We start from the raw sequence: 12,774 nt of genomic DNA on the forward strand, positions 1-12,774 counted from the left end.
ACTGACTTGTATGCGAATCATTCGGGGCATCGTCGCCATCCTCGCGGCTGTGGCCTTGGCCGGGTGCAGTCTTCTCAACAATAAGGACGACGAGAACAAAGAGCAGCTCATTGCGGAGCTGAGCGCCATCGACGGCGTGGACCACGTCGAAGTGACGTCCCATGCCACCGCAGGCGGGCTAGGGAGCGCACCGTACCCGAAGGTGCACGGGCGCGACGACCTGAGCCCGGAAGAGGCGGAGAAGGTGGCTCGACGCGCGCTCGTTCGGGTAGCAGATCTGGACCTCGGTGTCGAACGGTTCCGGTATGTGCAGCAGGTGCATGGCGGCACGTTCGAGTTGGGGATTTCTCGGAACTTCCGCGAGCCAGGCTTCAGCCCCGAGTCGTTCACGTCGCTCTTCGAAGAACTCCGCCGGGGAGCTACAACAGCCACGTGGTTCAACCCGGGCTCGGCCTGTGAAATCGTTGCGGAAGGACCATCCGAGACGTTCTATGAATGGTTCGATGCGCCGAATCCTGAGGGCTGTCAGGCGAGCGTACGGAAATGGGTGCACGAGGGAGTCGAAGTGCGCAATGCAGGGGGGCCTCTTTCCCTTCGTGAACTCGCGCCCATCGCCGAAGGAGGCAAGGTGCGGGAGATCAGGAACGGCAAGGATGTGCTGGCGCTGCATCCCGCTGACGGGGTGGAGCCCGAGCAGCTTGCTCCAGAGGCCGCGGGCGTCGTTGCGGATCTCCCTTCAGGCCATGTCATCAGTATCGACGGAGGACGCGTCGAAGTCGCTGACGGCAAGGTGGAGCTGACACCCAAATTCGAGACTGAGAAATCGAAGAGGCTCGTCGAAGCGATCAACGCACAGCTGTGACGCTGCGCGTCGTTCGGGGCGATCGCGCCCGGTAGAGTGATGCCTCGTGAGTAAGCGCAAGCAGCCTCCCCAGCAGCCACCCCCGGTGCAGAAACTTCGTATCCGCTACGCCAAACGCGGGGCGGCGAGGTTCACGTCGCATCGTGATTTCGGCCGTGCCCTCGAGCGCGCGCTGCGCCGGGCCGATGTGCCGATGGCCTACTCATCGGGCTTCAACCCGCACCCGCGCATCTCGTACGCCAACGCCGCGCCCACCTCCGCCGCATCCGAGGCGGAGTACGTAGAACTCGGGCTTGCCCAGCGCTGCTCGCCGGAGAAGGTGCAGGAGGCCCTGAACTCGTCGCTGCCGAACGGCTTTGTTGTTCTCGACGCCGCCGACGCAGTGCCCGAGTCGCTTGGCGATCTGCTGCAGGCATCCGACTGGGAGGTGTCGCTGCCCGACGTCGACCCCGCCACGATGGAGGGTGCCGTCGCGCGGTTCCTCGCCGAAGACAGCTACGAGGTGGAGCGCATGACGAAGAACGGCCTTCGCACATTCGACGCTCGGGCCGCGGTGCTGCACTGCACCACCGATGCTCAGCTGCTCACGATGCGCCTGCGGCACACCGTGCCGTTGGTTCGGCCCGACGATGTGGTCACCGCGCTGCGTTCGCTGGAGCCCGCTCTCGTGGGACAGCCTTTGCTGCGACGCATCTGCCAGGGCCCGCTCGCAGACGGTGAGATCGGCGACCCGCTGCGCCCCTAAATACTCGCGCGAAAGTGCGGACGTTGCCGCGTCGATGTGGCAAGAATTTGGCTTTGTGTGCGAAGATAGCTGCAGGTCAAGGCGCCGCCGGCGCCACCGGGAAGCACGAGGCTGCACCGCGACATAGGTTTGCACGCGACTGCCTCGTAGCGCCTGGGGACCGTAGGTTTTCGGCACAACACGGTTGTGCCCGTCCGCGCATCATGCGCGTAAGGAGTTTCTCCATGACCGACGAGGTCGTACCCGAATCCAACGAGCCCTCTGAATCCGCGCGCCCGCGTCGCCGTCGCGCGGCCTCCCGCCCGGCAGGCGCCCCGGTGAAGGTGGAAGTGAGTGCTGCAGAAGCGCAGACGAGCGCCGCGCAGGTCGACGCCGACGCGGGGCAGCCCGTCGCGGAGTCCGCAGAGGAGGCGCCCAAGCGTCCCGCCAGGCGCCGCGCCACCCGCAAGGCGGCACCCGCCGCTGCAGACGAGGCCGTCGTCGTCACCGGCGACGCGCCGAAGCAGGCTGAAGAACCGGCTGCTGAACCTGCGCCCGTCGAGGAGCCCAAGGCTAAGGAACAGAAACCTAAGTCGACGTCGAGGCGCAAGAAGGTGGCGCCCCAAGAAGACAGCACGGTAGAAGCACAGGCGTCGGAAGCGTCGTCGGCAGAAGCTCCGGTGGAGGAGGCTTCGGCGGGGGAGAAGCCCACTCGGGGCCGTCGTCGTCGCTCGCCCAAGAGCGAAGCCCCAGCGGAGGACGCGCCGACGCCGTCCACCGAGGCCGCCCAGGACGAGTCCGCAGCAGACAGCGATGAAGAAGACGACGTGTCCGCCAAGCTGGCCGAAGCGGAGAAGCTGGCGCAGGCCCGTCGCGAGGTGGTCGCCAACCCGTTCATGAGCAGCGAAGACCGCGAGAAGCAGCTCGCCGAACTCGCGGGGGCGATCGCCGGCAGTGACGATGACGAGGACGACCAGTCCGACGACGAGGATGCCGCCGACAAGGCGCAAGAGTCCGATTCCAGCGACAAGAACGACGAGTCCGAGTCACAAGACAACGACTCGGGCGACGACAACCAGGTGGAGGACAAGCCGTCGAGACGTCGTCGTCGACGCGGTGGCAGGCGTCGTCGTCGCGGTAACAACAACCGCGACAACGACGACAACGATGACGATTCCGACGACAGCAGCGACGACGACTCCGACGACAACGCCGAGAAGTCGAGCGACCAGTCCGACGATGGCTCTGACGCCGACAAGAACGACGACAAGAGCAAGGACGACGAGGACAACGGCGACAACGGTGACAACGGCACCTCCCGCCGTCGCCGTCGACGTCGCCGCCGGGGTGGGAGCGGCAGCTCCGATTCGAGCGACGACGAGGTCACTGGCATCGAAGGCTCCACTCGGATGGAGGCCAAGCGGCAGCGTCGCAAGGAGTCGCGTGCGGCGGGCCGGCGTCGTGCTCCCATCCTGAGCGAAGCCGAGTTCCTCGCGCGCCGCGAATCCGTGAACCGCAAGCTCGTGGTGCGACAGGGCGAGGAGTACACGCAGCTCGCCGTACTCGAAGACGACATTTTGGTGGAGCACTACGTCGACCGCCCGTCGGCGTCGTCGCTCATCGGCAACATCTACCTCGGCAAGATCCAGAACGTGCTGCCGAGCATGGAAGCCGCCTTCATCGACATCGGCCGCGGGCGCAATGCCGTGCTGTACGCGGGCGAGGTCGATTGGGATTCCTTCGGCGTGACCGGTGAAGACCGCAAGGTCGAGAACGTGCTCAAGTCTGGGCAGACCATCGTCGTACAGGTCACGAAAGACCCGGTGGGGCAGAAGGGCGCCAGGCTCACGCATCACATCTCGCTGCCTGGCCGCTACATCGTCTACTCGCCGGGCGGTCATCTCTCCGGCATCTCCCGCAAGCTGCCCGACACCGAGCGTTCACGCCTGCGCAGCGTGCTTGGCAACCACATCTCCGACGAGGAGTCGGTGATCGTCCGTACCGCGGCGGAGGGCGTCGGCGAAGAAGATCTGGTGCGCGACATCAGCCGGCTGAAGGCCCAGTGGGAAGTGATCGAGAAGCGCTCGAAGCAAGGGGGAGCACCCCACGCGCTCTACACCGAGCCCGATCTGACGCTGCGCATCATCCGCGACCTCTTCACCGAGGATTTCGAGCAGATTCAGGTGCAGGGCGACGGCGGCCCCGAGGACGCCTACGATGCGATCTCGGCCTATGTCGGGCACGTCGCCCCGAACTTGCTGGATCGCGTGCAGCACTACGAGCCGGGCGAGGACGGCAAGGACGTCTTCGCGGTGCACCGCATCGACGAACAGATCGCCAAGGCGCTCGACCGCAAGGTGTTCCTCCCGTCGGGCGGATCACTCGTGATCGATCGCACCGAGGCCATGACCGTGATCGACGTCAACACCGGACGCTTCACCGGGTCGGGCGGCAACCTCGAGGCCACGGTGACATCGAACAACCTCGAGGCTGCGGAGGAGATCGTCCGCCAGCTGCGCCTGCGTGACCTGGGCGGCATCATCGTCGTCGACTTCATCGACATGGTGCTCCCCAGCAACCGCGAGCTGCTGCTGCGCCGCCTCGTCGAATGCCTCAGCCGCGACCGTACCCGCCACCAGGTAGCGGAGGTCACTAGCCTCGGCCTCGTGCAGATGACGCGCAAGCGCATCGGCACCGGCCTGGCCGAAGCATTCACTGAGGTGTGCGAGCACTGCCACGGCCAGGGATACCTCAAGTTCGAGGAACCCACAGACTCCCAGGCCCCGGCTGACGGCGGCGACCGCCCCCAGCGTCGACGCCGCAAGCGCTAGCCGCGATGACCGTTTTCCTCCACGCGCGCCAAAAATCCTCAGAATGCTGGGTATCTCAGCTGTGTGTGGAGGATAACGGTCGGATTTGTGCGGGCAGGCGAATTCAGGTTAGTCTTGTGCGGTTGCCTGAGCGCAACGCCCCGTTCTATCAAGGAGATTCTGATGGCTGCCGTGTGTGACATCTGCGCCAAGGGTCCCGGCTTTGGCCACAACGTCCCTTGGTCCAAGAAGAAGACCAAGCGCCGCTGGAACCCCAACATCCAGCCGGTGAGCGCGTCCGTCAGCGGGCGTGCCAAGAAGATCAACGCCTGCACAGCGTGCATCAAGTCGGGCAAGATCCTGGCAAAGTGACGCTGCACTACGCGTAACGAACGAGGCGGTCTCATGAGGCCGCCTCGTTTTGTATCTCGCTAGGCTTTCACTTATGTTCCGCACCCCGATCTACCGCGAACTCGCGCGGAGCCTGCCCGACGTCGTCGGCGCCGCCACCGCGAAGAAGCTGGCCGCCATCGGGCTGCGCACCCTCGACGACCTGCTGCGCCACGTGCCCCGTCGCTACATTCCGGGCACGCAGATGTCGTCGTTTGAGAGCCTTCGTGAGGGCGAGGACGTTGCCGTCATCGCCAAAGTGGTGCATTCCTCAGTCGTGTACGGGCGCAAGACGCGCGTCGTCGCCACCATCGCCGACGAGGCGGGGCGTCGGCTGGACGTCACGCTGTTCGTGCCCGGAGCCAAGGCGCAATTTCTCGCTGACTACTGGAAGAACCTCCTGCACCCGGGCGATCGCGGGCTGTTCGCAGGCAAGGTAGGCGTATTCCGCGACCAGCTCCAGCTGAGCCACCCCGACTTCGTCATGCTCGACGGCGCGCGCATCACCGGCGGTAAAGACCGTAAGCGCTCCGCGAAACAACAAGCCGAGGAAGACAACCGCCAAGCCATGGGGCGGATAGCGCAGCGCGCGACGATGGTGGGCATCTACCCGGCCACGTCGACGTTCCAAACCTGGATGGTGGCCGAGACCATCCAGATGCTCCTGCCCACCATCGACGGCGAAACGTTGCCGCAGTGGGTGCTCGAGGAGGCCGGCCAGCCGTCCTTTGTTGAGGCGCTGCGCAGCGTGCACGAGCCGGTCGACATGGCCGAGGCGGAGCGAGGCATCGATCGGCTGCGATTCGACGAGGCCTTCGGGATCCAGCTGGCGATGGCCCACCGTCGCGCAACCATGGCGTCCGAGACCGCCAAGCCCCGCACGCGCACCGTCGGCGGCCTCCTCGACACCCTCGACGAATGCCTGCCCTTTGCACTCACCGACGACCAACGCAGCGTCGGGGAGACCATCTTCGACGAGCTGGCGCGCCCCACTCCCATGCATCGGCTGCTGCAGGGCGAAGTGGGCTCGGGTAAGACCCTCGTCGCGCTCAGGGCTATGTGTGCCGTGGTCGACGCCGGCGGCCAGGCCGTACTCGTCGCGCCTACCGAGGTGCTTGCCAAACAGCATTTCGGCTCCATCAAGGCCATGCTCGGCGAACTCGGCGACGGGCGCACCCTGGCGCAACCGCGAGGCACGCATGTGACGCTGCTCACGGGCTCCATGTCGACGGCGGAGAAGCGCGAGGCGCTGAATCGCATCGTCACCGGCGAGGCGGGCATCGTCGTCGGCACGCACGCGTTGTTCTCCGACCCGGTGGCGTTCTTCGACCTCGGGCTCGTCGTCATCGACGAGCAGCACCGCTTCGGCGTCGAACAGCGCGCGGCCCTGAGTAAGAAAGCCGCCCAGAAGCCCCACACGCTCGTCATGACCGCCACCCCGATTCCGCGCTCGATCGCCATGACGATCTTCGGCGACCTCGCCGTCTCCGAGCTTCGGCAGCTCCCACGCGGCCGCGAGGAAGTGCAGACCGTGTTCGTGAACACGCTGCTACACCCCAACTGGGTGGATCGCGCGTGGGAGCGCATCCGGGAAGAGGTCGCCGCCGGGCGGCAGGCCTTCGTCGTTTGCCCATCCATTACCCCAGAACAGACATCCACGAAGGGCGACGGTGAGCGCACGCTCGCGTCGGTGACGGAGCTCGCCGCAGAGCTCGCATCCGGGCCGCTCGAAGGTTTGCGCATCGGCGTGGTGCACGGCCAGCAGCCCACCGAGGAACGCGACGAGGCCATGCGCGCGTTCTCAGCGGGTGAGGTGGACGTGATCGTGGCGACCACCGTCGTGGAGGTCGGCGTCGACGTGCCGAACGCGTCGGTGATGGTGGTCCTCGACGCCGACCGCTTCGGCATTTCACAGCTGCATCAGCTCCGTGGGCGCATCGGACGAGGCTCCCACAAGGGGCTGTGCCTACTGATGGCACCGCTGCGCGACGAGGACGAGCAGGCCCGCGTGCGTCTCGAGGCCGTCGAGACATCGCGCGACGGGTTCCATCTCGCGGAGGTCGACCTCGAGCTGCGGCGCGAGGGCGACGTGCTGGGCGTGGGGCAGTCGGGTGGCTCGTCGCTGAAGATCTTGCGGATAGCCGACGTCGATCTCATTCAGCAGGCGAAGGCGCTGGCGGAGCAGGTGGTCGACGATCCCCGCGCCGCCGACGACCCGCTGCTGGCAGACCTGCTGGACCAGGCCACACAGGTGGCTGCTGGAGAGTGGTTGGAGAAGGGATGAGCCGAATCATCGCGGGCAGCGCCAAGGGGCGCCGGCTCGCCACACCCAAGGGTGATCGCACCCGTCCCACCACCGACCGGGTTCGCGAAGCGCTCTTCTCCGCGCTGGCAAGCTGGTTTGGCACAGCCGACGAGCCTGCCGACGAACACCTCGCAGGGTTGGCGGTGCTCGATCTTTTCGGCGGGTCGGGGGCCATCGGGCTCGAGGCCGCCAGCAGGGGAGCGGGGCGGGTCACCGTCGTAGAGTCCGACGGCCCCACCGCACGGCTGATTGGCTCCAACGCGAGCGACCTTGGGTTGCGCGCGAAGGTCGTCGAGGGCCGGCTCCCCGGGGCGCTCGCGACGCTGCAGGCAGGCTACGACCTCGTCTTCGCCGACCCGCCCTACCAATTCGCCGACGCCGCGCTCAGCGAACTCCTCGACGGTCTCGCCGCCGACGGCTTCCTCCTACCGCGTGCGCTCGTCGTCGTGGAGCGAGCCACCGCGAGCGGGGCGCCAGATTGGCCGGATATCTTCACCGACCGGTGGGAGCGCCGGTACGGTGAGACGACACTATGGTTTGGGGCAACCGACTGACGCCCCGGTGGAGGTAGATGATGGCGAAAGTGGTGTACGCGGGCTCGTTCGACCCGATCACCCTGGGGCACGTCGACGTGGCCGAACGCGCCCAACGGCTGTTCGGGGAAGTCGTCGTGGCCGTGGGGCGCAACTCGTCGAAGACCTACGTGTTCAACTACGAGGAACGCATCGAGCTCGTGCGGGGCGCGCTGCAGCATCTCGACGGCGTGCACGTCGAGCCCCTGAGCGGACTGCTGGTGGATTTCGCGCGGCAGCATGACGCCGTCGCGATTGTGAAGGGGCTCCGATTCGGCGCTGACTTCGACTTCGAGCTGCAACAGGCCCATATGAACCATTCGCTGACCGGCATCGAAACGGTGCTGCTGCCCGCGTCGAAGGAGTACGTCACGCTCTCGTCCACCATCCTGCGTGAGGTGTTCCGGCTCGGCGGCGACGTGTCCAGCTACGTCCCGACGAACGTCGCCGCCGCGATCCGGGACAAGCAGGCGGCGCTGGGTTGATGCCCCAAAAAGCTTCATAATCCGTACGCAGATTCACCTAACCCCCCGATTTCGGCATGTTGAGTCAATCTGCGTACGGATTATGAAGTTGCACCGCCCGTGCCTCGCCCGAGACGGCTCGATCAGCTGGCGTTTGCCGACCGCAGCAGTGAGATCTTCTGCCAGATTTTGCGGCTCATGCCCGTCGTGAGTTCCTCGATGCCCTCCACCGTGGCGAGCACGGTGTCATCGTCGCTGTGTTCGGCAAACAGCGCCGCCGCCTTGCCGACGAGTGACAGCAGCTCCGAGCAGTAGTCGAGATAGGCCCACAGCTCGTGCATATCCATGCCGATGTCGAGGCTGTGCTCGGTGCGCTGGTAGCCAGTGGCGAGCCGCTCCGGATCTTTCGAGAGCTGATGCATGTCGATGATGTGCGCCAGCGAGCGAAGTTTGTGGAGCGATTTCAGGTAGTGGTGGCGCTGCAGGCGATTGGGAACGTGCCACAGGAAGAAGATCGCGACGGCCGCGAAGATCACGTCGTTCACCATCGATTCGACGATGGACGCCCACTCCCACGCACGAGGCTCGTCGGGGGTGCCACCGGTGCCCGTCAGCAGCATCGCGAACGCGACGACGAGGGTCAGCACCAGGATCGTGATGAGCACCCGGCTCACCACCTGCACCACGCCATGCCAGCGCGACCTCGGGCGGATGAGGAGTTCGTCGATGGTGCTGCTAACCTCCGTCGCAACCCTGGGAAGGTTCCGGGTGGGGAACCGGGCTTCGATGCGACGCTGGAGGCGGTCGACGGTATCGCGCACCGCTGCGGCATCCAGACGCGTGTACTGCGGCATGGCGGAAGCCTATCCGCTCACGTAGCTCAAGGCCCTAGTCTGGAGGCATGCAAGACGTTGAAGCCGCCATCGCCCATCGCGGATGGGTGGCCGAATCACACCACCGCGCCCGTGTCGTCGTGACGAATCCCGACGGGGGAGTCCGGCTCTTACTTGGCGACACTGCGCCTGCGACGCTGCCACGCTCGGCGCTGAAACCGTTCCAGGTGATCGCGATGCTGCGCAGCGGTCTCGACCTCGACGGCGAACTACTCGCGCTGGCTGGCGCGTCGCATTGGGGTGAGCAGTTCCATCGCGACGGTGCCCGCGCCATCTTGGCGGGCGCCGGGCTGAGCGAAGCCGACCTTGGTAACACCGCAGATTTCCCCCTCGACGAGGCATCCAGGATCGCGTGGATCCGTGACGGGCACGGCAAGGAGCCGCTCGCGCACAATTGTTCGGGCAAGCATGCGGCAATGCTGCGCACCTGCGTGCGCGCTGGCTGGTCCACCGACGGGTACCGCGACCCCGCCCACCCGCTGCAGCAAGCCGTCCGCGCCACGATCGACGAGTACTGCGGCGTCATCGGGGAGCCCGTCGTCGACGGCTGCACCGCCCCCGCCTTCGCGTGCGCACTCGCAGGCTTGGCTCGAGGGTTTGGCGCCTGGGCACTCGCCGAGGGCGAGGCGGAACGTCGGATCTATCGCGCCTACCACGAGCACCCCGCCTACATGTCCGGCTCCGACGACCGCACCGTCGTGTTCGTCACACAGATTGAGGGGCTCGTGATGAAGCTGGGAGCCGAAGGCATCCTCGCCGCCGCGCTACCCGACGGCACGGGTATCGCGGTGAAGATGTCCGACGGGATGGGGCGCGGGCGCTTTGAGGTGATGGCTGCGGTGCTCGGAGCGTTGGGCTATCCGATTGTGGGGCTCACGGCCGAAGTGGAGATCGCGCCCGAACTCAGCGATGCCCTGCAAGGGCTGTGACAAGCGCCTGCGTGGCGCGGGAGATATTTGGAGATCTGGGCGCTGACGAGTAGAGTTGGCCGTCGGTCAACCACGAGGTCATGCTCGGTCAGGAGCTGGGAAACCATCATGAAGTCCGGTCATCACCACAGCGATCGCCGCTCGCCGTTCGTCTTCGACGTGCACGAGTTCGGCCACCGCGCGGGAATGATGAAAGAACTGCATGTGGTGCTTCCCGCACCCGCAGAGCTTGGCACCGAGGTGATCGGAGTGCCGGAAGGCTCCGACATCCACCTGGAACTCAGGATGGAAGCGGTGGTGGAAGGCGTCTTGGCGACGGGGACAGTCGACGTTGTGCTCAACGGCGTATGTTCCCGCTGCCTGAAGGAGTTGGGCGACGATGCGTCATTCAACTTCCAGGAGTTGTTCTACTACCCCGGCCGTGAGGTCGAGGAGGACGAGCTGCTCATCGTCGATGAGACGGTGGACATCGAGGAACCGCTCCGAGGCGCTGTGGTGCTCGAACTTCCGTTCACGCCCTTGTGCGACGAGGATTGTCTCGGTTTGTGCCCCGAATGTGGGCTCGACCTGAACGATGATCCGGATCACTCACACGGCGAACAGGTGGATTCCCGTTGGGAGAAACTCGCCGGGCTGTTCGGAGACAACGACTAAGACATTGGATTTCAAGGAGTAGACATGGCCGTTCCGAAGCGGAAGATGTCGCGCAGCAACACCCGTTCGCGTCGTGCGCAGTGGAAGACCTCCGTCGTCCCCACCGTCGTGTGCGTGAACCCCGCTTGCCGTGAGCCGCACCTGCAGCACACCGCATGCCCCTCCTGCGGTCAGTACGGCCCGCGCGGTCAGCGTCGCCAGGTCACCGAGGCCTGAGCAAGTTACTGCAACTCTTTCAAGAGCTGGACGTCGAGGTCGACGCCCAGCTCTTTGAGCTGTCGTTAACACACCGCAGTTTCGCCTACGAGGCGGGCGGCATACCCAGTAACGAGCGGCTCGAGTTCCTGGGCGATGCGGTGCTCGAGATCGTGGTCACCGACCACATCTACCGCCAATACCCGGGGCTGGCCGAGGGGGAACTGGCGAAGCTGCGCTCGTCGGTGGTGTCCGCCGTCGCGCTGGCCGGGGTGGCGCGAAGCCTCGAGATCGGCCCGCTGATCAAGCTCGGAAAGGGCGAGATCTCGACGGGTGGCCACGACAAGAAATCCATCCTGGCCGACACCACCGAGGCCATCATCGGCTGCATCTATCTCTCACAAGGCATGGAGGCCGCGTCCCGGTTCATCCATCATGTGATCGACCCCCTCATCATCGAGGTGGTGGAGGCGGGGGAGTACACCGACTTCAAAACCGTCATCCAGGAACGCTGCGCGCACCACGGCTGGAGCCTCACCTATGAGGTGGAAGGCTCTGGGCCCGATCACGACCGCCATTACGTGGCCACCGTGTTGATCGACGGCGTCGCGCGCGGCCGCGGTGCTGGAACCAACAAGCGCCGCGCCGAGCAGCTCGCGGCGAAGGAAGCCGTCGCTGCGCTGGGCAATGCCTGAGCTCCCGGAAGTGGAGGTGGTTCGACGAGGACTCGAGAGCCACCTTGTCGGACGCCGCATCCTCGACGTCGACGTCCTTCACCCGCGCCCGGTGCGCAACAACCCCGGCGGCGCTGACGTCTTCGTCGCAATGCTGCGGGGCAGTATCGTCGACGGTGCTCGTCGGCGGGGAAAGTATCTATGGCTCACGCTCGGGCCGGACGCGCTGCTGTGTCACCTTGGGATGAGCGGCCAGTTCCGCGTTGCTGATCCAGCGGACGCGTTGGCGCGTCACACGCGCGTCGTGTTGCATCTCGACGACGGGCAGCAGTTGCGGTTCGTCGATCAGCGCATGTTCGGCGGGCTCGAGCTGCGTCCGGGGCTGGCGGATGACCCCGTTCCGCACATCGCACCCGACCCCTTCTCGTCGGACTTTCGTATCCATGACGTGGCCCGGCGCCTGCGCGCGAAACGTTCGACGGTGAAACGCGCGCTGCTCGACCAAAGCCTGGTTTCTGGGATCGGCAATATCTACGCCGACGAGGCCCTATGGCGGGCGAAGCTCCACTACGAGACTCCGACGGGGAACCTCGGCCCCCGGCAGGCCACGGGCCTGCTGCGGCACGCCACCGACGTGATGCGCGAGGCGCTCGCCGCCGGCGGAACCTCGTTCGACTCGCTGTATGTGCACGTCAACGGTGAGTCGGGCTACTTCGAGCGATCTCTGGACGCGTACGGCCGCGAGGGTCTGCCGTGCAAGCGCTGCGGGACGCCAATGCGCCGCAGCGCGTTCATGAATCGATCCAGCTTCTGGTGCCCCAAATGCCAGCGTCTGCGGTGATCGCCCTGCCTGATCATCGAGTAGGTCCGCCCCCCCGCCCCGATCGTCGAGTAGCAGCGAAGCTGCGCATTGAGACGCAGGGCATGGTTTCGATACGCGCCCTACGGGCGCTACTCAACCACCGGGCTGCGCAGGCGCATCGTCCCACCCCGGTCATCAAGTAGCGCCGAAGGCGCGTATCGAGATGCGCCGAGTAAAAAACTTCAAAATCCGTACGCAGATTCGCTTAACCCCCCACATTCGGAGGGTTTGGTCTATCTGCGTACGGATTATGAAGTTTCGTGCCAGATTCTGTTGCGCCCGCTATGCGGGATGCTCAACCATCTGAGATGTGTGGGCTGCCGCTATCCGCCTCCTGTCGGTCGGTACAGTTCCTGCGCCACGGGAGATTCCGTCTTGATGGCCGTCACGGCACCCTCGCAATCGAGGGGCTTACCGGAGACTTCGTCTAGGGCTGGGGA

At 65.7% G+C, this 12,774-nt stretch carries 12 protein-coding genes and 1 pseudogene; 12 read left to right on the forward strand and 1 reads right to left on the reverse strand.

Annotation, left to right across the window (positions count from 1 at the left end):
- Positions 1-10 precede the first annotated feature (10 nt).
- The 7 genes from Q0X68_RS04620 (at position 11) to coaD (ending at position 8,148) form a co-directional block, all read left to right on the forward strand.
- A complete protein-coding gene (locus Q0X68_RS04620; RefSeq protein ID WP_297748235.1) occupies positions 11-862 on the forward strand; it encodes a hypothetical protein in 852 nt (283 codons plus the stop codon).
- A gap of 46 nt (positions 863-908) precedes the next feature.
- Complete coding sequence (locus Q0X68_RS04625) at positions 909-1,607, forward strand: TIGR03936 family radical SAM-associated protein (RefSeq protein ID WP_297748238.1); 699 nt, start codon at positions 909-911, stop codon at positions 1,605-1,607.
- A 224-nt stretch (positions 1,608-1,831) separates the two neighbouring features.
- Positions 1,832-4,417 carry an Rne/Rng family ribonuclease gene (locus tag Q0X68_RS04630; protein WP_297748241.1) on the forward strand — a complete coding sequence of 862 codons (2,586 nt, stop codon included), beginning with the start codon at positions 1,832-1,834 and terminating at the stop codon, positions 4,415-4,417.
- Positions 4,418-4,579: 162 nt separating this feature from the next.
- Positions 4,580-4,768, forward strand: a complete 189-nt coding sequence (rpmB, locus tag Q0X68_RS04635; protein WP_108871559.1) for a 50S ribosomal protein L28 — start codon at positions 4,580-4,582, stop codon at positions 4,766-4,768.
- A 73-nt stretch (positions 4,769-4,841) separates the two neighbouring features.
- A complete protein-coding gene (locus Q0X68_RS04640) occupies positions 4,842-7,070 on the forward strand; it encodes an ATP-dependent DNA helicase RecG (protein ID WP_297748244.1) in 2,229 nt (742 codons plus the stop codon).
- Positions 7,067-7,645: a 16S rRNA (guanine(966)-N(2))-methyltransferase RsmD gene (gene rsmD, locus Q0X68_RS04645; protein WP_297748248.1), complete on the forward strand. Its 579-nt coding sequence runs from the start codon at positions 7,067-7,069 to the stop codon at positions 7,643-7,645. Before Q0X68_RS04640 ends, rsmD begins: the two co-directional genes overlap by 4 nt.
- A gap of 20 nt (positions 7,646-7,665) precedes the next feature.
- Positions 7,666-8,148 (forward strand): pantetheine-phosphate adenylyltransferase, encoded by a 483-nt coding sequence (coaD, locus tag Q0X68_RS04650; protein ID WP_297748325.1) that lies wholly within the window; start codon positions 7,666-7,668, stop codon positions 8,146-8,148.
- A gap of 122 nt (positions 8,149-8,270) precedes the next feature.
- On the opposite strand, the gene Q0X68_RS04655 is transcribed toward coaD, so the two are convergent.
- Positions 8,271-8,981 carry a hypothetical protein gene (locus Q0X68_RS04655; RefSeq protein ID WP_297748251.1) on the reverse strand — a complete coding sequence of 237 codons (711 nt, stop codon included), beginning with the start codon at positions 8,979-8,981 and terminating at the stop codon, positions 8,271-8,273.
- Between the two features lie 47 nt (positions 8,982-9,028).
- On the opposite strand from Q0X68_RS04655, the gene Q0X68_RS04660 reads away from it, so the two are divergent.
- The 5 genes and pseudogenes from Q0X68_RS04660 (at position 9,029) to mutM (ending at position 12,313) form a co-directional block, all read left to right on the forward strand.
- Complete coding sequence (locus Q0X68_RS04660; protein ID WP_297748254.1) at positions 9,029-9,949, forward strand: asparaginase; 921 nt, start codon at positions 9,029-9,031, stop codon at positions 9,947-9,949.
- Positions 9,950-10,057: 108 nt separating this feature from the next.
- A complete protein-coding gene (locus Q0X68_RS04665) occupies positions 10,058-10,603 on the forward strand; it encodes a DUF177 domain-containing protein (RefSeq protein ID WP_297748257.1) in 546 nt (181 codons plus the stop codon).
- A 24-nt stretch (positions 10,604-10,627) separates the two neighbouring features.
- Positions 10,628-10,819, forward strand: coding sequence for a 50S ribosomal protein L32 (gene rpmF / locus Q0X68_RS04670; RefSeq protein WP_108871565.1), 192 nt, complete (start codon positions 10,628-10,630; stop codon positions 10,817-10,819).
- Positions 10,734-11,493, forward strand: a pseudogene (rnc, locus tag Q0X68_RS04675) (ribonuclease III). The gene rpmF and the pseudogene rnc overlap by 86 nt, the downstream one beginning before the upstream one ends.
- Positions 11,486-12,313, forward strand: a complete 828-nt coding sequence (gene mutM / locus Q0X68_RS04680) for a bifunctional DNA-formamidopyrimidine glycosylase/DNA-(apurinic or apyrimidinic site) lyase (protein ID WP_297748262.1) — start codon at positions 11,486-11,488, stop codon at positions 12,311-12,313. Before rnc ends, mutM begins: the two are co-directional and overlap by 8 nt.
- The last annotated feature ends 461 nt before the right edge of the window (positions 12,314-12,774 follow it).

This window comes from uncultured Tessaracoccus sp. (genome assembly GCF_947286155.1).
Lineage (GTDB): Bacteria > Actinomycetota > Actinomycetes > Propionibacteriales > Propionibacteriaceae > Arachnia.

What these genes read in the sequence shown, in the direction of transcription:
- Q0X68_RS04620 (WP_297748235.1), top strand. Translation starts at nt 11, where the DNA reads ATGCGAATCATTCGGGGCATCGTCGCCATCCTCGCGGCTGTGGCCTTG.
- Q0X68_RS04630 (WP_297748241.1), top strand. Translation starts at nt 1,832, where the DNA reads ATGACCGACGAGGTCGTACCCGAATCCAACGAGCCCTCTGAATCCGCG.
- rpmB (WP_108871559.1), top strand. Translation starts at nt 4,580, where the DNA reads ATGGCTGCCGTGTGTGACATCTGCGCCAAGGGTCCCGGCTTTGGCCAC.
- Q0X68_RS04640 (WP_297748244.1), top strand. Translation starts at nt 4,842, where the DNA reads ATGTTCCGCACCCCGATCTACCGCGAACTCGCGCGGAGCCTGCCCGAC.
- rsmD (WP_297748248.1), top strand. Translation starts at nt 7,067, where the DNA reads ATGAGCCGAATCATCGCGGGCAGCGCCAAGGGGCGCCGGCTCGCCACA.
- coaD (WP_297748325.1), top strand. Translation starts at nt 7,666, where the DNA reads ATGGCGAAAGTGGTGTACGCGGGCTCGTTCGACCCGATCACCCTGGGG.
- Q0X68_RS04655 (WP_297748251.1), bottom strand. Translation starts at nt 8,981, where the DNA reads ATGCCGCAGTACACGCGTCTGGATGCCGCAGCGGTGCGCGATACCGTC.
- Q0X68_RS04660 (WP_297748254.1), top strand. Translation starts at nt 9,029, where the DNA reads ATGCAAGACGTTGAAGCCGCCATCGCCCATCGCGGATGGGTGGCCGAA.
- Q0X68_RS04665 (WP_297748257.1), top strand. Translation starts at nt 10,058, where the DNA reads ATGAAGTCCGGTCATCACCACAGCGATCGCCGCTCGCCGTTCGTCTTC.
- rpmF (WP_108871565.1), top strand. Translation starts at nt 10,628, where the DNA reads ATGGCCGTTCCGAAGCGGAAGATGTCGCGCAGCAACACCCGTTCGCGT.
- mutM (WP_297748262.1), top strand. Translation starts at nt 11,486, where the DNA reads ATGCCTGAGCTCCCGGAAGTGGAGGTGGTTCGACGAGGACTCGAGAGC.